27 protein-coding genes are annotated in these 25496 nt (G+C 63.2%); 8 read left to right on the forward strand and 19 right to left on the reverse strand.

What is annotated here, in order from left to right:
* Nucleotides 1–81: 81 nt before the first annotated feature.
* Nucleotides 82–1452, forward strand: a complete 1371-nt coding sequence (locus tag P1T08_05455) for an 8-oxoguanine deaminase (GenBank protein MDF1595527.1) — start codon at nt 82–84, stop codon at nt 1450–1452.
* Nucleotides 1453–1477: 25 nt separating this feature from the next.
* Here P1T08_05455 and P1T08_05460 read toward each other — a convergent pair whose 3' ends face one another.
* From P1T08_05460 to P1T08_05470, 3 genes are read right to left on the reverse strand one after another with little or no spacing between them, the layout of a single operon-like run.
* Entirely contained in the window at nt 1478–3700 is a 2223-nt protein-coding gene (locus tag P1T08_05460) for a molybdopterin-dependent oxidoreductase (protein MDF1595528.1), read from the reverse strand.
* A complete protein-coding gene (locus P1T08_05465; GenBank protein ID MDF1595529.1) occupies nt 3697–4155 on the reverse strand; it encodes a (2Fe-2S)-binding protein in 459 nt (152 codons plus the stop codon). The genes P1T08_05460 and P1T08_05465 overlap by 4 nt, the downstream gene beginning before the upstream one ends.
* Nucleotides 4152–4952 (reverse strand): FAD binding domain-containing protein, encoded by an 801-nt coding sequence (locus tag P1T08_05470; protein MDF1595530.1) that lies wholly within the window; start codon nt 4950–4952, stop codon nt 4152–4154. Before P1T08_05470 ends, P1T08_05465 begins: the two co-directional genes overlap by 4 nt.
* Before the next feature lie 45 nt (nt 4953–4997).
* Between P1T08_05470 and P1T08_05475 the strand changes: the two genes are divergently transcribed.
* Nucleotides 4998–5702: a hypothetical protein gene (locus P1T08_05475; protein ID MDF1595531.1), complete on the forward strand. Its 705-nt coding sequence runs from the start codon at nt 4998–5000 to the stop codon at nt 5700–5702.
* Nucleotides 5703–5789: 87 nt separating this feature from the next.
* Here P1T08_05475 and P1T08_05480 read toward each other — a convergent pair whose 3' ends face one another.
* From P1T08_05480 to P1T08_05495, 4 genes are all read right to left on the reverse strand, one after another.
* Nucleotides 5790–7706, reverse strand: a complete 1917-nt coding sequence (locus P1T08_05480; protein ID MDF1595532.1) for an ATP-binding protein — start codon at nt 7704–7706, stop codon at nt 5790–5792.
* A gap of 160 nt (nt 7707–7866) precedes the next feature.
* Nucleotides 7867–8148 (reverse strand): hypothetical protein, encoded by a 282-nt coding sequence (locus tag P1T08_05485; protein ID MDF1595533.1) that lies wholly within the window; start codon nt 8146–8148, stop codon nt 7867–7869.
* A gap of 146 nt (nt 8149–8294) precedes the next feature.
* A complete protein-coding gene (locus P1T08_05490; protein ID MDF1595534.1) occupies nt 8295–9293 on the reverse strand; it encodes a zinc-dependent alcohol dehydrogenase family protein in 999 nt (332 codons plus the stop codon).
* 55 nt (nt 9294–9348) lie between these two features.
* Complete coding sequence (locus tag P1T08_05495; GenBank protein ID MDF1595535.1) at nt 9349–10149, reverse strand: NUDIX hydrolase; 801 nt, start codon at nt 10147–10149, stop codon at nt 9349–9351.
* A gap of 96 nt (nt 10150–10245) precedes the next feature.
* Between P1T08_05495 and P1T08_05500 the strand changes: the two genes are divergently transcribed.
* Entirely contained in the window at nt 10246–11040 is a 795-nt protein-coding gene (locus tag P1T08_05500) for a DUF5996 family protein (protein ID MDF1595536.1), read from the forward strand.
* A 99-nt stretch (nt 11041–11139) separates the two neighbouring features.
* On the opposite strand, the gene P1T08_05505 is transcribed toward P1T08_05500, so the two are convergent.
* Both P1T08_05505 and P1T08_05510 read right to left on the reverse strand, forming a co-directional pair.
* Nucleotides 11140–11772 carry a response regulator transcription factor gene (locus tag P1T08_05505; GenBank protein MDF1595537.1) on the reverse strand — a complete coding sequence of 211 codons (633 nt, stop codon included), beginning with the start codon at nt 11770–11772 and terminating at the stop codon, nt 11140–11142.
* Nucleotides 11769–13025, reverse strand: a complete 1257-nt coding sequence (locus P1T08_05510; GenBank protein MDF1595538.1) for a PspC domain-containing protein — start codon at nt 13023–13025, stop codon at nt 11769–11771. The genes P1T08_05505 and P1T08_05510 overlap by 4 nt, the downstream gene beginning before the upstream one ends.
* A 112-nt stretch (nt 13026–13137) precedes the next feature.
* Between P1T08_05510 and P1T08_05515 the strand changes: the two genes are divergently transcribed.
* Together P1T08_05515 and P1T08_05520 are read left to right on the forward strand one after the other, a co-directional pair.
* A complete protein-coding gene (locus P1T08_05515; protein MDF1595539.1) occupies nt 13138–14316 on the forward strand; it encodes a PspC domain-containing protein in 1179 nt (392 codons plus the stop codon).
* Complete coding sequence (locus P1T08_05520; protein ID MDF1595540.1) at nt 14313–14582, forward strand: hypothetical protein; 270 nt, start codon at nt 14313–14315, stop codon at nt 14580–14582. The genes P1T08_05515 and P1T08_05520 overlap by 4 nt, the downstream gene beginning before the upstream one ends.
* 79 nt (nt 14583–14661) lie before the next feature.
* On the opposite strand, the gene P1T08_05525 is transcribed toward P1T08_05520, so the two are convergent.
* On the reverse strand, nt 14662–14916 hold the full coding sequence (locus P1T08_05525; GenBank protein ID MDF1595541.1) for a hypothetical protein: 255 nt from the start codon (nt 14914–14916) through the stop codon (nt 14662–14664).
* 28 nt (nt 14917–14944) lie between these two features.
* Here P1T08_05525 and P1T08_05530 point away from each other — a divergent pair, with 28 nt between their 5' ends.
* The 3 genes from P1T08_05530 to P1T08_05540 are packed head-to-tail and all read left to right on the forward strand — an operon-like array spanning nt 14945 to nt 17444.
* Nucleotides 14945–15244, forward strand: a complete 300-nt coding sequence (locus P1T08_05530; GenBank protein ID MDF1595542.1) for a hypothetical protein — start codon at nt 14945–14947, stop codon at nt 15242–15244.
* A gap of 10 nt (nt 15245–15254) precedes the next feature.
* Nucleotides 15255–16244, forward strand: a complete 990-nt coding sequence (locus P1T08_05535; GenBank protein MDF1595543.1) for an LLM class F420-dependent oxidoreductase — start codon at nt 15255–15257, stop codon at nt 16242–16244.
* A 9-nt stretch (nt 16245–16253) separates the two neighbouring features.
* Complete coding sequence (locus tag P1T08_05540) at nt 16254–17444, forward strand: GNAT family N-acetyltransferase (GenBank protein MDF1595544.1); 1191 nt, start codon at nt 16254–16256, stop codon at nt 17442–17444.
* A 45-nt stretch (nt 17445–17489) separates the two neighbouring features.
* Here P1T08_05540 and P1T08_05545 read toward each other — a convergent pair whose 3' ends face one another.
* From P1T08_05545 to P1T08_05585, 9 genes are all read right to left on the reverse strand, one after another.
* Entirely contained in the window at nt 17490–17975 is a 486-nt protein-coding gene (locus tag P1T08_05545) for a hypothetical protein (GenBank protein MDF1595545.1), read from the reverse strand.
* Nucleotides 17976–17986: 11 nt separating this feature from the next.
* Nucleotides 17987–19288 (reverse strand): DUF58 domain-containing protein, encoded by a 1302-nt coding sequence (locus P1T08_05550; protein ID MDF1595546.1) that lies wholly within the window; start codon nt 19286–19288, stop codon nt 17987–17989.
* Nucleotides 19285–20244: a MoxR family ATPase gene (locus P1T08_05555; protein ID MDF1595547.1), complete on the reverse strand. Its 960-nt coding sequence runs from the start codon at nt 20242–20244 to the stop codon at nt 19285–19287. The genes P1T08_05550 and P1T08_05555 overlap by 4 nt, the downstream gene beginning before the upstream one ends.
* Nucleotides 20241–20756 (reverse strand): hypothetical protein, encoded by a 516-nt coding sequence (locus P1T08_05560; GenBank protein ID MDF1595548.1) that lies wholly within the window; start codon nt 20754–20756, stop codon nt 20241–20243. The genes P1T08_05555 and P1T08_05560 overlap by 4 nt, the downstream gene beginning before the upstream one ends.
* A 5-nt stretch (nt 20757–20761) precedes the next feature.
* Nucleotides 20762–21604, reverse strand: coding sequence for a DUF4129 domain-containing protein (locus tag P1T08_05565; GenBank protein ID MDF1595549.1), 843 nt, complete (start codon nt 21602–21604; stop codon nt 20762–20764).
* A gap of 48 nt (nt 21605–21652) precedes the next feature.
* On the reverse strand, nt 21653–22627 hold the full coding sequence (locus P1T08_05570) for an NADPH:quinone oxidoreductase family protein (protein ID MDF1595550.1): 975 nt from the start codon (nt 22625–22627) through the stop codon (nt 21653–21655).
* Nucleotides 22628–22629: 2 nt separating this feature from the next.
* Nucleotides 22630–23811 (reverse strand): acetyl-CoA C-acyltransferase, encoded by a 1182-nt coding sequence (locus tag P1T08_05575; GenBank protein ID MDF1595551.1) that lies wholly within the window; start codon nt 23809–23811, stop codon nt 22630–22632.
* Between the two features lie 100 nt (nt 23812–23911).
* Nucleotides 23912–24370, reverse strand: a complete 459-nt coding sequence (locus P1T08_05580; GenBank protein MDF1595552.1) for a MaoC family dehydratase — start codon at nt 24368–24370, stop codon at nt 23912–23914.
* Complete coding sequence (locus P1T08_05585; protein MDF1595553.1) at nt 24351–25433, reverse strand: phosphotransferase family protein; 1083 nt, start codon at nt 25431–25433, stop codon at nt 24351–24353. The genes P1T08_05580 and P1T08_05585 overlap by 20 nt, the downstream gene beginning before the upstream one ends.
* Nucleotides 25434–25496: the final 63 nt, after the last annotated feature.

A 25496-nucleotide genomic window follows, 5' to 3' on the forward strand; every position in this document is an offset into this window, starting at 1 on the left:
GGGCAACAGACTATCCGCGTCGTAGTCCACAGATTACGGTCGCCGCTGCGGGCGACGCCACCGGCCACTAGCGTCGAGAGCATGAGCACGCTCCTCGTTCGCAATGCTTCCGTTCTGGTGACCATGGATGAACAACGCAGGGAGATCCCCGATGGCGGCCTCTTTGCCAGAGATGGGTGGATTGAACTTGTCGGACCGACGGACGAACTCCCATCCACAGCGGATGAGGTTCTCGATGCCCGCCATCATGTTGTCCTCCCGGGTCTGGTCAACACCCATCACCACTTGTATCAAACACTCACCAGGGCAGTACCGGCTGCTCAGGATGCCGGCCTGTTCGACTGGCTGAAGACTCTGTATCCGATTTGGGCTCGCATGACGGCCGCGGATATCTTCGTGTCTGCACAGATAGGGCTTGCGGAGTTGGCGCTCTCCGGGTGCACAACCGCCTTCGACCATCTCTACTTGTTCCCGAACGACGCCCGCCTCGACGATGAGATCGAAGCTGCGGAAACTGTCGGTATCCGCCTCCATGCCTCACGCGGCTCGATGAGTCTGGGAGAGAGCAAGGGCGGGCTTCCACCCGATTCTGTTGTTGAAACCGAGGACGCCATCCTCACAGACACCCGGCGGTTGATCGAGACCTACCACGATCCGGCTCCCGGCTCGATGGTGCGCATCGTGGTGGCTCCCTGCTCGCCGTTCTCGGTCACAACCGCCGGGATGCGGGAGTCGGCCGACCTGGCCCGTCAATACGGGGTGCACCTGCACACACACCTGGCAGAGACGGTCGACGAGGAGCAGTTCTGCCTGACCGCGTTCGGTTTGCCGCCGCTGGCATACGCGGAGAGCGTTGGGTGGGTAGGCACAGATGTGTGGTTCGCCCATGGGGTGCATATCGACCGACCCGGTGTCGAGTGGATGGCTTCAACTGGAACCGGAGTTGCCCACTGCCCGAGCTCCAATATGCGGCTCGCATCCGGTATCGCCCCTGCCCGGTCCTATCTAGAGGCAGGCGTGCGCATCGGGCTCGGTGTCGATGGTTCGGCATCGAATGACGGATCACACCTACTGGCCGAGGCGCGCCAGGCATTGCTTCTGAGTCGCCTGGCAGCTTCTCCGACCCTCGGAGGAGGGCCGCTTCTGCCTGCGCGGAGTGCCCTCGAGATGGCGACGAAGGGTGGAGCGGCGGTACTGGGCCGTGACGACATCGGCGAGCTGGAGACCGGCAAGGCGGCAGACGTGATCGCCTTTGATCTGAGTCGATTGGGCTACGCAGGGTCCCTCCACGATCCCGTCGCCGCCCTCGTGCTTTGCCAGCCTCAGACGGTTGACTTCTCCTTCGTGCACGGCCGGAGAATCGTCGATGGCGGGCGTCTGACGACCCTGGAATTAGAGCCGGCTATCGGGCGCCACAACACTGCATCCAGACGAATCGTGAACGACGGGTAGGGTTCCGCGACCCGCGACCCGCGACTCAGAATGCAATGTCTTCCGGCCGGACCGGCACCCTCGTCAGCGCTTTGCCGGTGGCCGCCCGTATCGCGGCAACCACGGCCGGGGTGGAACTGATGGTCGGTAGCTCGGCGAAGCCCTTGGCACCGAAAGGCCCCCAGCTAGACGGCTGTTCGATGAGGACGGCCTCAACCGGTGGCGCGTCCAGGAACGTCGGCAACAGGTAGTCGGTGAAGCTGGCGTTGAGGACGACGCCATGATCGACGACGAGTTCCTCCATGATGGCCAGCCCGATGCCTTGCATCGTGCCGCCTTCGATTTGTCCGATCACCGACATCGGGTTGAGGGCGAAACCCACGTCCTGAGCCGTATCGATCTTCACGACCTTGACCAGACCCAGCACCGGATCCACGTCGACGACCGCCCGGTGGGCGGACACGGCGAAGTCAACATGGAGGTTGCCCTGTCCGTTCTCATCGGGTTCATCGGTCTGCTGATGCCTGTGGCGGACGTGAGCAGAGAACTCTCGCGCGCGGCATGCCTCCACCAGCGAGACTACGAGTTCACCGTTGCGCCAAACGCCATCGTTGGAGAGTGCCTCGGCGCCGTAGTGCTCGAGGATCTCGGTTCGGAGTTGTTCGGCCGCCCGCATGACGGCTCCTCCAGCCATCTGAGTCTGCCGGGAGGCCGACGTGGACCCGGCGGAGCCGATCTGTGATGTGTGATCGAAGACGACCCGCACCGACTCCACTCCCGTCACCGTTCGGGTTATCTGCTCGAGCACCGTCACCATGCCCTGGCCGACCTCGATGGCTGCGGTGTGGATGTCGATGCCGACCGGAGTCAACGTGAGTCGGGCCTCGGCAAAATCGTCGAAGCCCTCAGAAAACGCCAGATTCTTGAAGCCCACCGCATAGCCGACGCCTCGTACCACCACCGAAGATGGCGTCGTCAGACCGGTACCTCCAGGGAGTTCACGCACATCGGAGGGGATCGAGTCATCGGGGAGCGGCATGGCTCGAACCGATTCGATCACCTCACGGGTCGGAAGTGGCTCGGTTATCACCTGACCGGTGGTGGCCAGCACATCTCCCGGACCGATGGAGTTGAGTAGCCGCAGTTCGAGCGGGTCCATCCCGAGTTCCCCGGCGAGGCGGTCCATCTGAGATTCGACGGCGAAGCCCGTCTGTACGGCCCCGAATCCGCGCATCGCACCGGCCGGAGGGTTGTTGGTACGAAGGGCGTATCCATCAATGAACACGTTCGGACAGCGGTACGGGCCGACGGCGAATCCGACCGCGTTTGCTATCACCGCCGGGCTGGTCATCGAGTAGGCGCCTCCATCGAGGAGCAGTTTCGCTTCCACTCGAACCAGGTTGCCGTCGCGGTCTGCTTCGTGGCGGTAGTACATCCTCGCCGCGTGCCGCTTCACATGGGCGGCGAAACTCTCCGCCCGGCCGAACACCATGCGGACGGGTCGCCCGGTCTGGAGTGCCAGCAAACAGAGATGCGTTTGAAGGCTGAGATCTTCCCGGGCGCCGAACGCACCACCGAGGCCGGTCGGGTGAACGCGGACTTCTTCCGGGCGCAGGCCGAGACACGCAACGATCTGTTCGTGGTCGACGTGCGTCCATTGCGTCGGTCCATATACGTCGATGCCTCCCGCCCCATCGGGTATGGCGATGCCGGCTTCGTTCCCGAGCGGTGCCTGGTCCTGGGTGGCCGTCTCGTAGGTGGCCTCCACGACCACAGCACCCTGCACATCCCGGACCCCCCGATATGCCACCGCCTTTCGCAGCACCTCACCGGCGACCAGAGCTTCGTCAACGTCGGTCAAGGGGTCCAGGTTTTCGTACTCGACTTCGATGGCGTCGGCGGCGGTCCTGGCGATTGTCGGGTCGTCGGCAGCAACAATCGCCACGACTTCACCCCAGTACCGAATGGCGCCGTCGGCCAGCACCGGTTGATCGGTGACGATCTGACCCTGAAATCGCTCGGCGGGAAGGTCATCGTACGTCAGGACTGCGTGGACGCCCGGCATGGCCACGGCAGACGACACATCGAGGCTGGTGATCCTGGCGTGCGCATGAGGAGCACGAAGCGTCGCCCCCCACAGCATGTCCTCAGCATGCAGGTCAGAGGCGTAGGCGAAATGCCCGGTGACTTTCGGAATCCCGTCGGGGCGCGGTACAGACTCACCGACCCCAAACTTCACCTCCAGGTCGGTACCGGCGCGAGTCGTCATGTTCCCTCCACAAGGCTCTGGACGGCACGTTCGATGCCTCCATATCCCGTGCACCGGCACAGGTTGCCCGACAGGGCTTCCCGGAGCTCGCCGGAGGTCGGCACCGGATTCCGGTCGAGCAGATGCACTCCGGCGACGATGAAACCGGGGGTACAGAAACCGCATTGGACTGCGCCATGCTCGACGAACGCCCGTTGGAGCGGGTGGAGGTCGCCGTCGGAACCGATGCCTTCGACTGTGGTCACTTCGAGGCCGTCGGCGTCGGCGGCCATGACCAGACACGAGCACACGAGATCACCATCCAGCAGCACGGAACACGAGCCGCACTCCCCCTGTTCGCAGGCGTCTTTGGTGCCCATCAGCCCGAGTTCCTCTCGCAACACATGCAGCAAACTGGCCGGCGTGGTCACCTCGACGTTGGTTGTTCCACCATTGACGATCAACCGGATGTTCATACAAGGCACCTCTCGAGCGCACGGCGAGCCAGTACACCGACGGCCATCTTGCGATACTCCGCAGTCGATCGATGGTCGGTGATGGGTCGAGATTCCTCGGAGACAAGTCGCTGGAATTCATCCATCGCGGCCTCATCGGGAGCTCTCTCGGCGGACATCATCATCTCGGCCCGCCGGGCACGAAGAACCGTGGGACCGACTGCACCGAGTGCCACAGTTGTTGCTCCCGCCTCGTTGCGGGTCACACATACCGATGCGATCGAGATGACCATCGCCTGCCGGACGCCGATCTTGGCAAAGGCCGTTTTCCCCGGCATCTCGTCGGGAAGCCGGGCACCCAGGATGATCTCGTCGGGCCCGAGGGCGCTTTGCTTCGGACCGATGAGGAACTCGTCCCAGGCCAAAGTTCGGGCGCCCTGCTTCGATACGAGTTCGACGGTCGCGTCGACCGCCGCCAGGAACGGCAGAGCGTCACCGGCCGGACTGGCAGTGCCGAGGTTGCCGCCCAACGTGCCGGCAGCCCGGATCTGGGGTGAACCTACGGTACGCGACAGTTCGGCAAGGGCCACAATATCGCTCTCCTCGAGGCGCGAGTAGGTGACACCTGCGCCGATGAATCCGGCGTTCCATGCCTTGAGCTCTTCGACGTGTCTGAGCGAGATGACGTACTCAGGTCGCAGGATTCCTGCGTTGACCAGCACCATGGCGTCGGTGCCACCGGCGAGAACCAACGCGTCCGGGTGTGATGCGAGTGCGTCGAGGGCGCCCACCAGGTTGTCCGGTCGAACGATTTCCATGAAAGCCAAGCTAGCTTCTCTAATACAGATCCGGAGGTGATGGACGTGACCGAGTTCGATATCGATGCGGTTCTAGCGAGGTGTGAGCGGCAGCTCGAGTCTGGTGATTCGATCGATCTTGGCGCGGAGGGCTTCTGGAAGGCAGTCGGACGCATCAAACGGGATCCCACGCTCGTTGACCGCTATGCCGACCAGGTGGGGCGGATCGACCGGCGCGCTTTCGAAGCCTGGGTGTTCCGCAGCTTTCCGATCGCGGTGGGAGAGGCGCTCTTGTGGTTCGGCACGGTGGCAGGCCTGGTCATCATCGCGGCCGGCTATTACGTCGACGAGCCATTGAACGCTGTCCTGCTCCTGGCCGGAACCGGCGCGTTGCTGGTCACAACACACGGTCTCGGCCACCTCTTGGTGGGTCGAGCCATGGGCATGAGGTTCACGCACTGGTTCATCGCAGGACTCAGCCGCCCGCAGCCGGGAGTGAAGACCGACTACGCCACCTACCTCAGGGTTCCGGCTCGCCGAAGAGCATGGATGCACGCATCCGGAGCATTGGTGACGAAGGCTCTCCCGTTCTTGTTGCTCGGCGCCGCCTGGGGTATGGAAGCCCCGGTCTGGTCCTGGATCGTTCTGATCGGGCTCGGCATATTGCTCATCATCTCCGATGTGACGATGTCGACAAAGCAATCCGACTGGAAGAAATTCAGCCGAGAGATGGCGATCGCGCGAGCACTCGCCGACAAAGAGGTGCGCTAGAGAAGAGGTTATAGGTCATAGGTTATGGGTTCTACCTCGTCGGGCCTCCAACAAGTGCCTGACGCGTAAGAACCTAGAACTCACAACCTAGAACCTCCCGACGCTGACAACGTCTTCCTGGTCGAGCCGCACTACCGCATGCTGGGACGCCAGCGGCAGCGACAACTCGAACGCGGTGGTCTCGTTGATCCGGTGGTAGCGAAGGTCGCCGCCCATGAGCCGGGCGAGTTTGCGAGCCACCGAGAGGCCCAGTCCAACAGAGGCCGGCTGACCTACCGCATTGTGTGCACGCTGGTAGGCCTCGAAGATCGACATTTCCTGCCCGACGGGAACACCCTTGCCATCATCCTTCACAGCCACGACGACCCGGCCGGCGGCGCGGTACACCTCGATCCGTACATTGTCTCCGCCGTAGCGAGCGGCGTTGGTGAGCAGATTGCGGACGATCTGGCGGAACCGCAATCCATCCGCCCTGGCGGCATTCACGCCGATCGATACAGGCACATCGACGTGTCCTTCTGCCCCCAGCAATGCATGCCCCGACACGACGGTCTGGATCTCTTTGCGAATGTCGATCGTTTCCGGCTTGATCACCAACGTCCCGGAGTCTGCCCGGGCGCCGACGAGTAGATCCTCGACGATGTTGGCCAGTTCCGAGCTCTGCTCCGAGATCATCATGAGGATCTCGTTGACCTCCTCATCGCCAAAGAACTCCCGATTGGCGACGAGTTCATGCGAGAGGCCAACGATGCCGGTCAGCGGCGTCCGCAGTTCGTGGCTCACCGACGCCACGAACTCGTCCTTGGACTTGACCTCTTGCTCGAGTTGCTCCTTGAGCCGCGTGAGTTCTGCAAGCGAGTCCTCGAGTCGCCCGTTCTCGAGGGAAACGGTGATGTGGCCGGCGAGAGTGGCCAGCAGCTTGGCGTCTGCGGATACAAAGGTCGAAACGTCGTCGAGGCGGTTGGCGACGAGCAAGTAGCCGAGTGGCCCGGACGAGCCTATCAACGGCGCCGAGACGGCATCCTTGATCTCAACATCGTCGGCGATTCCCCTCATCGCGGAGGCGCCGAGCACCTGGGCCGCCGTCTCGGCCATCGCCCCGGCGACCTCACGCTCGATCTCCGTCATGATCACCGGGAACATCCTCACTTCCGTGCCGTCCGACGTCACGACGGTTCGGTAGGCGAGGCGGCTGCCCACCTCAGAGAAGAGGACGATCTCGGCCCGTTCCGCGTCGAGCATAGAAATGGCTTCATGACATGCGATCTCAGCCGCCTTATCGATCTGAGGAGCGCCGTGGAGACGCGCGCTCGCTTCGTAGAGTGACTGGAGGCGGGCCCGTTCCAATCGTTGCGAGATGTACGCTCGGTATGCCACGTAGAGAACGGCCGGTGGGGCGGCCGCCAGCCAGAAGGCAGTCGGATTCGACCAGAGGATCATCACGAAGATCAGGCCTAGGAACGTGTTGACGATCGAGCCCATCAACGTGAAGGCCAGAACCTCACCGATTTCCTTGAGCGTATTGCGGCTTCCGGACATGCGGATAGCGATGTGCACGAGAACGTTGGCGATCGACACGCCGATCACAACCGCAATGAGCGCCGCCAGCCACTCGAGATATCCGAGGGCGCTCTCCCCGGCGCCCACCAAGCGGAAGATACCGATCGTCGTCGAGGTGACGACGATTCCCTGCGCGACGTTGAAGGCCACACGGACGGCCGACTGCTTCCGATGCAACGTGAATGCCAGAAAGCTTCCGATCGCCTGGGCGGCGATGAGGGTGAGCGGCAGTGCCGAGAAGAGGCCAACGATCAGCGGCACCTCACTCATCGAAAATGAATGGGCGTTCTTGCGGAACCGCAGGTGCACGACCGCAATCTCGCCGAGCGCAAAGGCGGGAGCAAGCATCCAGAACGTCACCTCGACGGGCCCGCCCAGCCGATCGAACGGTGCAACTAACCAGACAATCTCCAGGCTGATCGCCATCAGCGGAATCGTCAGCATCCAGACGGATCCTGATCTTCGGGCCCCTCGAGCCCTGCTGGGTCCACTCGATTGTGCCGGTTTCATATCACGCTTTCGCGAGCAAACTCTGCTTCCGGTCGGCCGCGGAACAGCCTTCTTCAGGTCCGGGACGGTGGTGGAAGTCATACGTTCCTTTGTCCTAGTCCCAGCTCAGTGCCAGCAAGGCAGCCCGGTTCGCCGGCATGTCCGCCACGAAGCCACCGATCACGCCGAGATCTGCGACCACCGTGCCGGAATGGTCTTCGACGAACCGCTCGGGCCCATCCCAAGACAGTTCGGTCTCTTGAACGATGAACCGCTGCGATTCCTGAGCCGGAGCCTCGGACTGAGGCATGAAAAGCACCGCAATCGCGATCGCCGAAGCCAACATCGCCGTTGCGATCCGATACCGATCGACGTTTCCAGGATTGGCGATTTGCATGAAGACTCCCGGCCGTCCGTGTCCCTACCCGTCGGTAGCTCCGTTGTGGACTCATCGGTATCTCGCCAAATATCCGCGGAATCAAATGCAGCGCACGCAGAGTGACTAGTCTCACTCATCGTGGGACTCGACGGGTGGGCGCTTCCCTACCCCACGACCAGCACGGCCGCACCCGAAACTGTTCCGGAGTTGAGTGCAGCCAGCGCTTCGTTTGCCAGATGGAGCGGGAAGGTTTCCCAGGATGTTCGAATCGGGATCTTCGCAGCCAGTTCGAGGAACTCCACAACGTCACGGCGAGTGAAGTTGGCGACGCTGCGAATCTGGCGTTCCAGCCACAGATCGTCGTAGTCGAAGGCAGGCATTCCATCCAGGTGAATGGCATTGATCGCCACCGTGGCTCCGCGATCCAGCGTTTGCAGCGCAGACACAACGACAGAACCGACCGGTGCGAATGTCACCGCCGCATCGAGCGCCTCGCCCGGGTCGTCGCCGTAGCCGCCCGCCCAGACAGCCCCTAGATCGATGGCACGCCGCTTTTCGGATTCCGAACGTGTGAAGACAAACACGTCGCAGTTCCAATACGTGGCCACCTGGATGGCCAGGGACGCCGAGGCACCAAAGCCGAAGAGCCCCAGGCGACCGCCCGGCTGGATGCCTGAAATATGCAGCGAGCGGTAGCCGATGACGCCGCCGCACAACAGCGGGGCGAGATCCATGTCGGACAATCCTTCGGGAAGCCGGAACGCGAAGTCCGCCCGCACGTTGATCTGTTCGGCAAACCCACCGTCACGATCCCAACCCGTGAAGCGGGCAAACGTGCAGAGGTTCTCTCGGCCGCTTGCACAGAAAGAACAATCCCCACACACACCTGCCATCCACCCCACCCCGGCCCGATCACCCACCGCCCAGCCGTCAACGCCTGCACCCACCGCCACGACCCGCCCGACTGCCTGATGACCGGGAATGATTGGCAGTCGCCTAGCCGGGAGGTCACCCTCAGCGATCTGCAGGTCGGTGCGGCACACCCCGCAAGCCTTGATCTGGATGGTCAGCTCGAGCGGAGCGGGTCGCAGGTCGGCGACTTCCATGAGTTCGAGAGGATCACTCTCGATGAGAGCCGGCCGGGCAAGGCGCATCGCACGCATGCACCGAGTTTCGCAGAAGAACTCGCGACCCGCGACTAGCAACTCGCGACCAGCGCTACATGTCTTCAGTCGCTCCGAACGACTCGTGCTTCACGATGACCCGTCCGGCTTCTGTTGCGATTTCCGGTTCTATCCTCGGCGGAGTCTGCCCGGTAGCCCATTCGACGGCTTGACTTGCCGTTCGATGGGAGCCGAGCTGTTCGAGGTTCTTTCGAGTGGGAAGGATGACCATGGCCCGTCCCTCCGCAGCCGCGGTCAACGCTCGGGCCGGGGTGGTCCACACTGAGTGCACGGTCTCAACGTCGTCGTGGCCGGCTTGCTGGCCCTCGGGTGCAACGGCGACGAAGAACCGGGTGTCGAAACGCCGGTGCACGCCTTGGGGTGTCACCCACCACGACCACCAGACCAGCGCACCCAGGTCCAGGACCAACCGCTCGGCGATGAGCCACTCCGTCCAGTCCCAGCGGGTCTCCCGGGAGTTGAGGCGCTCCCTCGCCTGTGCGAAAGAGGCGGTTGCCAGGTCCTCCGCCGACACTCTCTTGCCTTCTCGCCTGGCAAACAGGAGCCCTCCTTCTTCGAAAGTCTCCCGTACGGCCGCAACGTACAAGCCGAGGCAAAGGCGGGCATCAACGCCCATCCGGGCGGCTTCTGTGGCGGGATCAATCCCCTCCCAGAGGGAGCCGTCGAGGTGGTCGCCGACGTCGAGTTTCCCGCCGGGAAAGACGTATGCGCCCCCGACAAAGTCGGAGTCGAGATGTCGTTCGAGCATCAGCACTTCAACGCCATCGGCACCATCGCGCAGCACCATGACGGTTGAGGCGTCCACAGGATCGACGGGTTCGGCTGGTTTCATCATCGGCGAGTGTATCCACAGTCGAACGGGCGAAAGACAGGAATGCTGCTGCGCCGTGGCACGTTGAAGGCTTCGAACCCACAACCCACGGAGCCATTCGTGAATCTCTCAACTCTGCCTGCCGCCTCCGACTCGGTGTCCGCTCTGCATGCCTACAGCCGCATCCTCGGAACCATCCGGGCTGCCCGAAGCGAGCCTCACCCCCGCTGGTGGCATGCCTCACTCGAGATCGGCGAGGCCGGCCTTGAAACCGGAGCCTTCCCGCTCGGCGACGGGAGTACCGGCCATCTTATCCTGGATCCGGCCGCCGGGTTGATTACAGGTACCGGCGTCCACGGTCCTCTGGAGGTGGCCCTGGGTGGCCCGGCCGCGGTCGTGGGTCGCCAGACGATGGACAGACTCGGGGGCGACTTCGACATCGATCCGAAGAGGTGGGATGTCGTAGCCGTCAAGGGGTTTACACCCTCGGAAGCGGCCAACTACCACATCACCCTCAAGGCGGTTCGGGACGCAATCGGCGAGTTCCGGGACGGTCTCACGGGTGACCTGGGCCCGGTTCAGCTGTGGCCACACCACTTCGATGTGTCCTTTGAATGGTTCAGCCAGGGGGTCGAGGTATACGAGGAAGAAGACGGCCCGAAGGAGTACAGCAAGCAGATCGGGTTCGGATTCAGTCCGGGAGACGAAGGCGAACCGCAGCCCTATTTCTATGCCAACCCGTGGCCGTTCGACGAGTCGTTTAGAACGATCGAACTGCCGCCGGGCGCGTCGTGGCACGGGGAAAGTTGGTCCGGCGGGTTCCTGCCGTATGCCGCATTGATCGAAGGCGGATCCGACCTGCTTTTCACCTTCCTACGGGCGGTCTATGAGGGGACGCAAGAGGCGTTGTCGTAGGGTTGCGGACGGCGAGCCGAGGTATGCCCCCTCTGCCTCGAAGACTCTGCATCTCCCCCGACTGGGACGTCGGGGGAGAAACGCGACTGCGAGCGCTGGCTACACAATCCTTCTGTCGCTTGCCCAGCGAGCCAGTTCGTAGCGGCTTGACAGCTGCAGTTTGCGGAGGACTGCCGAGACGTGCGACTCCACCGTCTTGACGGAGATCGACAACTTCGAGGCAACCTGCTTGTACGCATAACCGCGAGCGATCAAGCGCAGCACCTCGCGTTCACGCGACGTCAACTGGTCCAGTTCGGGATCGACAATGGTGGGAACCGTATCTGCGAAAGCATCGAGAACGAAACCGGCCAGGCGTGGCGAGAACACGGCATCGCCGTCATTCACTCTGCGGATGGCATCGGCCAGCTCCGCAGGCGCGATCGACTTCGTGACGTATCCGCGCGCTCCGGCGCGAATCATGGCGATTACGTCCTCTGCCGCGTCCGAGACCGACAACGCCAGGAACTTCGTCTCAGGGTGTGTCTCCAGGACGGCACCGACCACAGCCAGGCCCCCACCGCCGGGCATATGAACGTCCACCAAAACGACGTCTGGAGCCGTCGCCCGGATCTTCTCGACTGCGTCGTCCACGTCCGATGACACGCCGGCCAGTGTGAACACCTCACTCAACTCGGCCCTCACCCCCGACAGGAAGAGTTGATGGTCGTCCACCAGGAATACATCGATCATGTTCGCCTCACAGACATGTGCACTTCGGTTCCTTCCCCCGGCTCGCTGGTAATGGTTGCCTCACCTCCGGCCCGCTCCATACGGCCGATGATCGATTCCGAAATCCCTTTTCGGTCCGGATCGGCGCCGTCAAGGATGAATCCCTTACCCTGATCAGAGACGAAGACATCTGCGATAGCGTCGTCAGCTTCGGCGAACACCGAAATCAGGTTCGCACCCGAGTGACGCGCTGCATTCGTAATGGCTTCGCCGGCCGCAGCCACCAACGCCCGGACGGCATCATCCATCGGAGCGTCGCCAACGATCACGACATCGATCGGGATTTGATGAGCAGACTCGAGTCGCGCTGCCGCACTTTCTAGTGCCGATCTCATCGTTTCTCCATCCGGAGAAGGCTCGGGGCCGTAGAGCCAGCCGCGCAACTCACGTTCCTGCTGACGGGCCAGCATCGACATCGATTTCGGATCATCGGTCCGCTGCATGAGAGCAAGAGTCTGCAACACCGAATCGTGGAGGTGAGCCGCCATTTCGGCCCGTTCATCGGACCGAATTCGCTCGCTGCGCTCGGCGCCGACTTGTCCCACCAGCCGCCAGACCCAGGGTCCGAAAACGAGCAGGATTCCGGCAATCGTCATTCCCACCGCCAGCGCAACGTTGCCAACGAGAGCGTTGGCATCAACGGAGTTGAGGTAGATGGCCAAACCTCCGGTCATGAACACGCCACCGGCCAGGATCCTCAACGCGACAGATCTCCAGTTCCCGCCCTCACCCGTGAACGTCTGTGTCGCCCAGCGACTCCGACGTGACGGATCGACGCGCGACCAACTCAGAGCAAACCCGAAAGAAATGAAGGTCGCCGACCACGCCAAGGAGTCGCCGAACCAGATCCCCAAACTCCGCAGCATCAAGAACACTCCACCGAACAGCACCCAGAGGGCTAGTCGCTGGCGGGGCAGTTGAGCGGCGAAACGGTCCTTCAGCGCGGCCAGCCGTTCGGGCGATATCTCATCGAGCGACATCACCCACAAGACGGCGTACAGCAGTATCCCGATGCCTCCAGCAAAAGCGAGCGACACGAAGGCTGCCCTGACGTACACGGCCTCGATCTCGAGAACGTCGGCGATCCCCGCGCTGAGGCCGGCCACCATGCGCTCATCCTGATTGCGGACGAACGCGAAGCGCCATCCGGGCGCCTGGTCGGGAGTCTGGTCGGAGATCGATTCCTCCTCTGGGTTACGCGAGAATGATCGCACAGCAGCAGCAACCTCCCAACAAGGGATCCCCCTGAGAAAACCCTGATGTATCAGGGCTTCCCTGGGGCCATACCTCATAGACGGGACGGCTCTCGTGCAGGACGATGCACCCATGACAAACGAAACAAACCTCCAGCAGCCTCCTGCCGGCGCCGATGAGCAGCCGGCAGGTGGTGGTGAAAGGGGTACTCGCCCACCCCTCCGTCGAGAACACGGGATACTGGGCGGAGTTGCCGCCGGCCTCGCACGCTACTTCGACGTAGAGCCGTGGATCATCCGGTTGGTATTCCTCCTCCTATTGTTCCCCGGTATCGGCGTTCTCTTGTATGCGGCCGGATGGCTCTTGATCCCTGCCGCCGGAACAGACGAGTCGATCGGTGAACGGTGGCTGTCCAAGTTCGGCGGTGAAAATGTGGTCGGAACCGTCCTGATCGTCCTGGCCGGGATCTGGTTGTTGACGATGCTCAGCGACGGGGCCGGAGGTTTCGGCCTGGCAGTCGCCTTGTTGATCATCGGTGTGCTCCTCTTTCGGGGAGACCTCGGATCCAAGAAGAGCGCGGACGGTTCGCCCGCCGCGCCCGCACAATATGTCACCCCGACCAAGACGGGAGAAATCATGCCTCCACTTCCACCGTCCCCCACTCTGCAGGTCTCCACTCCGCCACCTCCACCCAAGCCGAAGCAGCCACCCTCCATGCTGGGCAGGCTGACCTTGGCAGCGGTGCTGGTGGGTACCGGCGTCATGGCGATCTTCGAAACGGTCGGCACCATCGAACCTTCGAGCCGCCATTACCTGGGCCTCGCCCTGGCCATCACGGCAGCCGGCCTCCTCGTCGGGGCGGTCTGGGGTCGCTCCCGGGCCCTGATCGCACTCGGCCTGGTGCTTCTGTTCGCCCTGGGCGGAGCATTGGCGACCGACATCGTGACCGATATCGAAGCCACCACCGCGATCTACGCTCCGGTTCTGGTCGCAGAGATCCAGCCCACCTACCACCTCGACGCCGGAAGTCTGGTCCTCGATTTCAGTGACGTGAACCTCGAAGGCCGATCGGTCGACGTGCGGGCCGATATCGGTGCCGGGCAGATCGAAGTGATCCTCGGTGCCGATCAGGGAGCAGATATCAATGCACGCACAGGCGTCGGACGCGTCGAGATCCTCGGAAGGTCGAGCGAGGGACTCGGTGTCGGCCGCAGCGACGATCTGCGCGGCACGTCCGGAACATTGATCCTGGACCTCGACGCAGGAGTCGGCGAGATAGTTGTCACGCAGCAAGGGATTCAGGAGGGATGATGATGCAAGAACGACATCCACTCGACATACTGTCATTGGTGTTTGGCCTGCTGTTCGCGGCCCTGGCGGTTCCGGTACTCGTGAGCGACACCCCGTGGGACTTCGACGCCGGATGGGTCGTTCCGGGCGTGATCGTTGCGATCGGCCTGGTCATCGGTGCCAGCGCATTTCGCAAGCGGGCAAACCCCGATGGGATTGATCCCACGGCCGCTCCCGCCGTAGTGGCGGCCATGGGCGAACTACCGGAGTCCCCGGATTTCAACTGAGCCCGAGTTGTCGAGACAACCCGGCGTCCCCTAGGCGCCGGGTTGTCTTCGTTGCGGATTTCCCTCCGATGGACGACGGTCAGGCGTCGAAACAAGCCTCCGTTGACCAAGCGCCCTCGCTCCCGCCTGCATCAACCGCCGAGATGCGGTAGCACGTCTTCCCGACCGTCAGGTCGCGCTCGAAATCGATGAACCCTGCCCGGCCCGGCGAGTGAGCCGAATCTCCCGGCGACACGATACGCAGGAATGCATATGGACCACCCGGAAGGTCACTGAAGTAGACGTTGTAGTGGTCCAGATCAGATTCGGGGTTGTGGTCCCATGTCACGCTCACCTCGCCACTTCCGCCGCCAGTTCCGACCGTGACACCGGTCACGGCGCCGGGCGGCGGGTCCGGCACCGTCGAGGTGGTAGCGGTCGTGGTGGTGGTGGTGGTGGTGAAGGTCGAGGTAGTCGTCGTTGACGCGATGGTCGTTGAGGTGGTCGACGTCGAAGTGCTCGACCTACTCGTGACCGTCGTGAGTTCGACGGTGGTGGTGCTGGGCGAGGATTCGCCTCCTGCCGTCGTCACCGTCGTCGGTCCGCACGCCGCCACCATCATGAGCAGAAGGATCAAGGGCCATGCTCGCATACAGCAAGCCTTGCACATTGATAGTCGCTAACGTCGGATCCATGCGTTTTGGAACTTTCATCCCCCAGGGCTGGCGTCTCGACCTCGTCGGGATCCCGGATGAAGAGCAATGGCCGACGATGGTGCGGGTTGCCAAAGAGATCGAACAGTCGGGCTTTGAGTCGGCGTGGGTTTACGACCATTTCCACACGGTCCCGAAGCCCACCCAGGAACCCACTTATGAGGCATGGACGCTCATGGCTGCGCTGGCCGCCGTCACCGACACCGTCCGACTAGGCCAGATGTGCACCTGCAACTCCTACCGGCCGCCGTCGTATCTGGCCAAAGTGGCAGCCACCATCGACGTCATCTCGGGCGGCCGCCTCGAGATGGGCATCGGGGCGGGATGGTACGAGCACGAGTACGCGGGATACGGCTACGAGTTCCCCAAACCCTCCGTGCGCATCGGCATGCTCCGCGAAGGCGTCGAGATCATGCGGCGCATGTGGACCGAAGATGCAGTGGATTTCGATGGCAAGTACTACCAACTCGCCGGGGCCATCAGTCAACCCAAACCCATCCAGGAGCCACACATCCCGATCTGGATCGCCGGCGGAGGCGAGCAGCTGACCCTCAACGTGGCGGCCCGGTACGCCGACTACACCAATTTCGGAGGGACGGTCGAGAATTTCACACACAAGTCGAACGTGCTCGCCGGTCACTGCCGGGCGGTCGAGCGCGACTTCGCAGAGATCACGCGCTCGACCAACTTCAACGTGATCGTCGGCGAAACGGAATCAGACGTAGGAGACAAGCTCGACTGGCATCGCGACCACTACACCCCGCTCATCGGGGAGAAACAGGCAGAGCGCACCCTCGGCAACTTCACCGGGCAGGGCGGCCTGGTTGGGACCCCCGAACAGATCGTGGACGAGCTCCGCCGATGGGAAGCGGCAGGTATGGACTACGCCATCCTCTACTTCGCCGACCTCGCCTACGACGCCTCCAGCCTGGAGTTATTTGCCCGGCAGGTTGTTCCGCAGTTCGGCTGAGGGCACCACATGTCGGCCTCACCTGAGATCGAAGTCCGTATCGCCCGTCCGGAGGATGCAGACGGAATTGTGGCACTGGTCAACCACCGGATCGGCGAAGAGGACGGACCGGAAGCGCGCCTGACCCTCGACGACCCCCGGTTCGGCCCAGGTGGATGGACCGTTGCCGTGGCCGGAGATCGGGTGGTTTCGACGCTCGGGTTGTTCTCCAGCAGGACTCACATCGGATCTGTGGTGGTTCCATCGTCCGCCATCGAGTTCGTTGCCACAGCGACGGAATTCGAAGGGAGAGGTCTCGTCCGTCGACAACTCGAACTCGTCCACCGGATTTCGTCGGAACGAGGCGATCTAGTGCAGTGGATGGTCGGTATCCCCTACTTCTACCGACGGTTCGGATATGAATATGCAGTTCCGACACCGGACACGATCGACATCACTCCGCCGATTCCCGGTGGAGCAGACGACGTGACGTTTCGGATGGCGTCGATCGACGACCTCGATCACATCCTGGCGCTCCAGGATCACGCGGCTTCCTCGGCAATGATGGTCGCCGAGCACGACGGGCTGATGTGGTCATGGCTGATCGCCTCTCCCGTCTATCGCGTGATTGTCGCCGAGCGGGGCGACCGACCCGTCGGCATGATGCGGACGTATGACGACGACGGTACGACACTCGTTTTCGACTTGTCTGCGGCCGACCCCGGCACCTTTCGGAGTCTCATCGGAGAGGCCGGTCGAGTCGGCGGCGGAGTCACCATTGCGATGCGCCCGGGTTTCGAAGACTTCGCAGCTGACTTGCCGACCCGAACGAATGATGGATACGCCTACTACGCGCGGGTTCCAAAACCCGCCGACCTGCTCGAGGCCATCCGACCGGAGCTGAACCTCCGGCTGACGGGGTCCGGGCTCGAAGTCGACGATGGTGAGCTACTGCTGTCTTTATACCGCGAGTCGATGCGCTTGGCGATCGAGAAGGGTCGGCTCGGTCCCGTGGCAACCGGCGGAAGGGTTCAGGCACCGGTGTCGGCGGGCGGATCCGGTGTTCCGCCCGACCTCATCGCCCATCTCATCCTCGGGCCGCTCGGTGCCCTGGAACTCGAACGCCGCCATGCCGATGTGCTCCTGGGACAACAGCGCCGCCTGATGGACGCCCTCTTCCCACCCCAGACCGTTGATGTGCAGTCCTGGGTGTGGCCCTAGCCAGCAATTGGCAATTGGCAATTGGCAATTGGCAACAGGCAAATCCTACCGGCCCTCTCCCCGGTCTTCTCGTGCCAGGACGCCAACGGTCAGGAGGAGCGTGGCAGCTGCTCCCAGCCCGGCCGCCTGCACCAGAAGGCCGCGCTCGAGAGGGGCCTGTGCCGCTGTCAGCACCAGCGCGGCAACGACGGCCACACCGACGGCGAGTCCGAACATCCTCGGCGCCTGGCGCCCCAACGCGCCCGGCAGCCGATCACGCCGTTCTACGAGGCCTGCACCGGCGTCGAGAAACACGAAGAGCAGCGCAGCCCACCCAACCGTCCACCAGGCAGCGCCCTCAGAAGGATCGAGCGCGACGGCCACCTCCACGAGAAAAACGGTGGCGCTCATCGCCAGCAGGGCTACCCGTCCCGCCACTGAACCACCAACCCCGAGAGTGATGCCGATGACCCCCAACGCAACCGGGGCGGGTCCGGATCGACCGACAAGGACGGGCATGATTGCCAGGCCCACGGCAACGAGACCAACCATCCATGCGGAGTTCAGACGCGGGCGCGTAGCAGCCTCCTCCGGAACGAGTCCGCCTGCAAGATCGCATTCGGGAAAGGATCTCCGACGCTCCACGGCGCTACGACGACTCCCTGGCGCTCGAACCGATGCCGGATGTGGTCGCGCTCGAGCGACCAGATCCTCCTGGCGATGGCGTCGATATCGTCGCGCGGGGCCGGCAGGTAGTCGTGCAGCTCGAGTTCGATGATGGCAAGGTCGAATCCCCGACCGCGCACGTCGGCGAGCGCGCGCACGGCCCGGTCGTCGAGCAAAGGGCTGAGCGCAATGATCAAGGCGTTTGCAGGGAGTGACCGCCTGGGAACGGCCCCGAGGCCGCGCCAGTATTGTTGCCACACCAACCGGCTCTCCATCAGCGTGTCGAGCACCCGGTAGCGGTGCCGGTCGCCCATTCCGGGCTGAAGCCACCGAACCGGCTCCCCGAACGCCAGCAATCCGACCCGATCAAGGCGACGTCCGTGTGCCTCCGTCAGTGATGTCACGGCCCTCACAGCCAGGTCGAGCGTCTGGTCAACACCGCGTCGCGCTTCGGCGAAAGTATCGAGCATGAACACGACGTCGGCACTGCGCTCGGGATGTCGCTCGGTGATCCACGGTTCACCCGCCCTGGCCGTGACCCGCCAGTTGATCGAACGCGGATCGTCGCCGGGCACATAGGCGCGCAAATCAGCGTATTCGAAGCCGGCACTCCGGGCCCGGCTCACCAGATCGCCAAAACCGAGCCGGGTCTCAATCGGTTCGAGCAACCGGCGCAGTACCGCAGCCGGAGGGAAGACCTTCAGTTGGAGCACCGCACCCACTCTGATCGAGCGAGCGTGCGTACCGATCAACGACCGTGAGCGCACATCCACTCGGTCGAAGCGGTACGTCCCCCAATGGACGCAACGCAACCCGATCTCGATCGTCGATGGCCCGGCAGGTAGGGAAGCCAACACGACGCCCTCGTCGATGACGGCGGGTACGCCATTCAGGCCGGCGTCGACGAATTCGACCCCGTCCGGAAGTGGAATCAGGACATCGGTGCGTCGTATCGGCCGCGCCGCTTCCAGAGAAATCACGACAGTCACCCGTTCACCTTCGAGTGCTCGCCGCCGGTTGAGCGCGGCGGAGACCGCCAGTCCCGGCGCCTCCTCCGTCAGCGACCCCAAACCGACTAGAACAAGGAACGGCGTCCCGATCGCCACCAGCTCCGGCCTCCCGGTTCCAAGTCCAAGCGCAACCGCCAGTGCGCCGACGACCAGGAAGACACGTAGCCGTCGGGTCGAGGTGGTGGTCACGAATGACCGGGGACGGTGGGCGGGACGGGCACCGCTTCGAGACAATCCCTGACGATGTCGGCGTCGGTGATGTCCTGCACCCACATTTCCGGCTTCAGAATCAGCCGGTGCGCCAGGGCCGAAACGGCGACCGACTTCACATCATCAGGTGTGACGAAGTCGCGACCGCCGAGCGCCGCCCGGGCTCGTGAGAGCTTCAGCAGAGCCAGTGAGCCCCGGGGGCTCGATCCAACCTGGACCCGGTGCTGCTCCCTGGTGGCGGCAACGACGGCCACCAAATAGTCCAGAATACCCGGGTCTACATGGACCTCCTCGACCGCCGCCTGCATCGTTCGTAGCTCTGCAGGCGTGATGACAGGATCGAGGTCAACCTCATCTACCCGGCGCTCCAACCGGTTGGCCAGCATTGCCCGTTCATCCAGCGCAGTCGGATAGCCAACGCTGATGCGCATGATGAACCGGTCCAGCTGGGCCTCCGGAAGCGGATACGTACCCTCATATTCAATCGGGTTCTGTGTGGCGATGACCAGGAAGGGCCGTTCGATCGGATGCGAGACACCATCGATCGTGACCTGCCGTTCTTGCATAGCCTCGAGCAGTGCCGCCTGGGTCTTGGCAGGGGCGCGATTGACTTCATCCGCCAGCAACAAGTTGGAGAACACGGGACCGCGCCGGAACTCGAATGATGCGGTCTGAGGGTCCATCACAGTTGAGCCGGTGATGTCCATCGGCATGAGGTCCGGCGTGAATTGGAGGCGGGCGAACTCGAGGCCGGTAACGACCGCAAATGATCGGGCCATGAGGGTCTTGGCCAGCCCCGGATAGTCCTCGATGAGGACGTGGCCGTCCGACAACATGGCCATCAAGACCATCTCGAGGGCAAGACGCTTACCTAGCACGGCCTTCTCGACTTCATCGATGACCAGTCGCGCTCGCTCAGCCACGGTGTTGCTCATGACTGGGAGCCTATCGGCGCTGCACCGTCCCGGCTCTCGATCCGCTCGATGGCCGTCACCAAAGCATGGAGTTCGCTCACAGATGGACCCGGTATCCCGACGTCCTCGATGAGAACCCGATCAGGCCGCAACAGGGCCCAGGCCGGTGCTCCGAGGATACCTTCGGATCGCTCCGGTGAACCGGCCAGGGTCACGCCGTAGCTGGACAAGAGGCGCGCATCGGCAATCTCACGCAGTCTCGGAAGCAGCCGATGATCGAAATCGACCATGCTCGTTCGGGAGAACCCAACCAGGCGCTCGAATCTGACCAGGCGGGGAGGAAGCCGCTCCACTCGATCGCGCCGGTAGCGGAACTCCGGCGGCGACTCCCGACGGGCCGGGCCGGGCAGGCGCAATGCCAGGATCACGACGAGCAGAACCAGGGCCTCGAATCCAAGGAGTTCAACGGTACCGTCGGAGAAGACGAGCAGCCCTAGTGCGGCGATTGTCACGAACACGACCGCAACCAGCATCCGCCTCATACAGTGGCCAAACCGGCGCGGATCTCGCGCAGAGCCGCAATCGCCTCCGCCGCCATATTCTCACCGATCATATGCGTGCTGAAACGGGCTTCCTCGAACAAACCCGTGAGAGCAACGATCGCCTCTGCGTCGACCTCGAGGCGGCGAAGTGACCGCTCCACGTATTCGAGCGGGGCTTCATGGCGGCGCCTGGGGACACCTGCCCCGGCCAGCGACATCTCCATTCTCGTATAGGCAGCGATTACCACGGTACGGGGGTCTCCTCCCAGTTCGAGGTCGAAGATGGCGGCGTCAACGGAGGCAATGATTCCGGTCACGTCGGGCGCGTCGTCGGCCGGCCCTCTACCCCTGACGTGAGAAAGAACCGCGATAGCCACGAGAATCGCCCCCGCAAAGAGAACGAGGACCCAGGCCGAGCCGGCCACCTGTTGTGGAGGAGCCTCGGCCAGCGAACCCTCACCGGGGAGGCCGACCTGGCGGCCCTCTCGTCCGTCGCCGCCCCCCGGTCCGACCGAGAGGATGACCGCGGCCACAACCGCCAGGACGAGAAACAGTGCGATGGGTCTGGAACGTCGCCTCCCTCCACCTGCGCGCTCCATCCGACCGCGCGGTGAGCTCAGCACCATGAACGCAACAAACCCCAGTAGGGCCAGAACCAGCCAGGTCAGAACCGTCAAAGGATCCCAACCGAGCTCCGACGCCATTCGCCGGGAGGTCCCGGTGCCGGGCATTTGGCGGGCCCCAATGGCGGCGAGACCCGCCAGTCCGACGCCGGCGGCGACGAGCAGAACCACTGCCCAGGGCGGCAGTTTTGGTCCTAAGCTCCGGTTCTCCCTCATGGCGAGGAGCCTACCGAACAGGAACTTCTAGATCCTGAGTTGAATAGCTCAGACTGTCAGCACCACTTTGCCGGTCGCCCTGCGGTCCGTCAGTGCCTCAAAGGCAGCTTCGTACTCTTCCAGCGGGTAGATGTCCGTTACCCGCGGATGGAGCTTTCCCTCCGCCACCATCGCGAAGAGCTCGCCGAAGTTCCGCAACGAGGCCGCCGGGTCCTTGGACGTCCAGCTCCCCCAGAAGACCCCGACGAGGGAGACTCCCTTGAGCAGCATCAAGTTGAGCGGGATTTCGGGGATCGCCCCCGAGGCAAATCCGATTACTAGAAAGCGTCCTTCCCAGGCCGTCGAGCGAAGGGCGAGTTCCGAGAGCTCACCGCCGACCGGGTCGTAGACGACGTCGACTCCGCGCCCGTCGGTGAGTGCTTTGATCCGGTCCCGGAGGTTCTCCGTCGAGTAGTTGATGATCTCGTCTGCGCCCATCCCGGTGGCGAAGGCGAGTTTCTCTTCGGTTGAGGCGGCGGCGATGACCCGGGCTCCCATTGCCTTGCCGATCTCCACCGCAGAGCTACCAACGCCACCGGCGGCTCCGAGCACCAGGAGTGTCTCACCGGGTTCGAGGTTGGCCCGCTGTTTCAGCGCGTAGTAGGAGGTGCCGTAGGTGAGCCCGAATGCGGCTGCTTCAACGAAACTGAGGTGCTCCGGCTTTGGCATCGTCGTGGATGCCTCCACCTTCCACTTCTCAGAGAAGGCGCCGGACACTCCCATAGCCACCACCGGGTCACCGATAGCGAACCGATCAACCGCATCGCCGACCGCCGAGACCAATCCGGCTGCCTCGCCGCCCGGGACGAAGGGAAGATCCGGCTGGAACTGGTACTTGCCCTCGATGACAAGAGTGTCCGGGAAGTTGAGGGCAGCCGCCCGCACGTCGATGACGACTTCACCCGGCCCTGGCACCGGATCGGGCATCTCGCCGATAGACAAGCGCCCGGCCGGGCCAAGCTCGGTGCAGACGACTGCCCGCACGTCTAGGCCACCTCGAACAGGCCGGCTGCGCCTTGGCCGCCGCCGACACACATGGTGCTCACGACGTACCTGGCCCCGCGCCGCTTTCCCTCGATGAGCGAGTGGGCGACCATCCGGGATCCGCTCATACCGTACGGATGGCCGATGGCGATCGCTCCACCGTTGACGTTGTAGATCTCGTTGTCGATTCCCAGTTCATCACGGCAGTAGATCGTCTGGACTGCGAAAGCTTCGTTCAACTCCCACAGGTCGATGTCGTTCATGGTCAGGTTGAAACGCTCGAGGAGCTTCGGAACTGCGAATACGGGGCCGATCCCCATGATCTCAGGATCCGTACCCGCCACCGCGATGCCCCGGTAGTAGCCGAGCGGTTCCAGCCCGCGGCGCTCCGCCTCAGCAGCCTCCATCATCACTACCGCCGACGATCCGTCGGACAACTGGCTCGCATTGCCTGCAGTGATCGTCCCGTTCGGCAAAACAACCTTGAGCGAAGACAGACCTTCGAGGGTTGTGTCGGCTCGGTTGCCTTCGTCTTTGGTCAGGGTCACTTCCTCGATGCTGGTTTCGCCTGTTTCCTTGTTCATCACCAGTTTCTGTGCGGTCATCGGCACGATCTCGTCATCGAACTTGCCGGCCGCCTGGCCCGCCGCGATCCGCTGCTGACTCTGGAGCCCGTATTCGTCCTGTGCTTCACGCGAGATTCCGTATCGCTCGGCCACCACCTCCGCCGTTTGCAGCATCGGCATGTAAGCGTGCTCGAAATTGGCGAGGACATTTGGATCGAAGAACCGGTCCATTCGCATGTCGTTGGTCTGCACGAGGCTGATCGACTCGACGCCGCCGGCTACCACGATGTTCATGTTGTCTTGGATGATCTGCTTGGCACCGGTGGCGATCGCCATCATTCCGGACGAGCATTGCCGGTCGATGGTCATCCCCGGAACGGTGGCGGGGAACCCGGCGGCCAGGACCGACATGCGACCCAGGTTGTAGGCCTGGGTGCCCTGTGCCTGTGCGCAACCCATGATCACATCGTCGATTTCGCCCGGCTCGATTCCGGAGCGTTCGACGGCATGCCGGAGGCTGTGGGCGGCCAGTGTGGGCGCCTCTGTGTTGTTGAACGCTCCTCGGTACGCTCTTCCGATTGGTGTTCTTGCTGTCGAGACGATGACGGCTTCACGCATTCGTTTTCTCCTGTTTCTATCCGAGCGGGGGCCGGGTTTCCCGGCCACCTCGGTGGTGGTCACTTATCGGGCAAGAGGCTGATTCGCCCTCTCCTCGGTCTCACGGAACGATGAACATCGAGAGGGTCTCGGCGATGAGTGCCGGCTTCTCAGAATCTTTGATCTCGACCGTGACTTCTTTCTTGAACAGGTACCTGCCCGGCGCTTTCTCGGCGAGATCGGCCAACCGGACTTTGGCCCGCACCTCGCTGCCAACTCTGACCGGCTCCAGAAAGCGCACCTTGTCCAAACCGTAGTTGATGGCCATGACCATGCCTTCGGGGATGATCCCGGCCGAGGCGGTCAAGAACGGCAGCAGCGAAAGGGTCAGGAAGCCGTGCGCAATGGTCGTGCCCCACGGAGTGGCCTTGGCGGCCTCCGGATCGATGTGAATGAACTGGTGGTCGTTGGTGGCGTTGGCGAACGCGTTGATCCGGTCTTGATCAACGGTGAACCAGTCCGACTCGCCGAGATCTTTGCCGACGTAGTCGGCGAGTTGGTCAACGGGCACGATCTGCAGCATCGGGTACTCCTTTTTGGTTGATGAAGGTGTGGATGTGTTCGAGAGAAGTCTCGGCCAGATGCACGGCCTGGTCGGCGTACTCCTGGGTGGTGGTCGGGTCAACCTCGCCGTATGCTCCGCCGGCATATCGCATGTAGACGCCCTCCATGATCAACGCCAGCTTCCAGTACGAGAAGGCAATCGAGTAGCCGACTGCGGTCACGTCCAGGCCCGAGCTGCCGGCATACCGCTCAATCATCTCCGCCCTGGTGGGAAAGCCGGGCATGCGGCTCGGCGAGTCGTACAGCGGCCCGGCAGGCTCGTCGGGCTCTTGCCACGCCGACATGCAGGTGCCCAGATCGGCCAGCGGATCACCAAGCGTACACAGCTCCCAATCGAGTACTGCCAGTACCCGTCCGTCGGCGTCCAGCCGGACGTTGTCGATGCGGTAATCCCCGTGTACCACCGAAATCCGCTGCTGGGCCGGAACGTGCTGCGCCAGAAGGTCGTGGGCTTCCTGTGCGGCAGGTATGTCTCTGGCTTTGGCCGCCTGCCACTGACCGTTCCATCGTTTCAACTGCCGCTCGAAGTAACCATCGCGCCTGGCCAGATCACCCAATCCGGCCTCATCGACATCGAGGGCGTGCAGTTCGGCCAGCGTATCCATGAGGTCGAATCCCGCGGTGCGCCGTGTCGCCACCGACAGATGGTCGGCGTCGGAGGCCGTCTCGATCGTGAACCCGCCGACGTATCCCATGACGTAGAAGTCTGCTCCGAGGATCGAGGCGTCGTCGGAAAAGCCGACGGTGCCCGGTACCCGGAATCCGGCTGTCTGGAGAGCAGAGATGATGCGATGTTCGCGAGCCATGTCGTGGGCGGATGGAAGGAGGCCGGACAGCGGCGGTCTACGGAGAACCCAGTGGCGGTCGACGGCATCCGACACGACGTAGGTGAGATTCGACCGACCGACGCTGCTGCGCGTGAAGGCCAGCGGTTCGTCTAACTCAGGAACCCGGTCGGACAGCCATCGGGTCACATTCGGCACGTCGACGCCGGCAGGACTTGCGGCCTCGTCTGTCACCGTGGACCTCTCCCTCGAACGCCGTATTCGACACTACCGACTCAAAAGCACCCGGTCGGGCTG

It is taken from the genome of Acidimicrobiia bacterium, assembly GCA_029210695.1.
In the GTDB taxonomy this organism is placed as follows: Bacteria; Actinomycetota; Acidimicrobiia; order Spongiisociales; family JAHEDJ01; genus JAHEDJ01.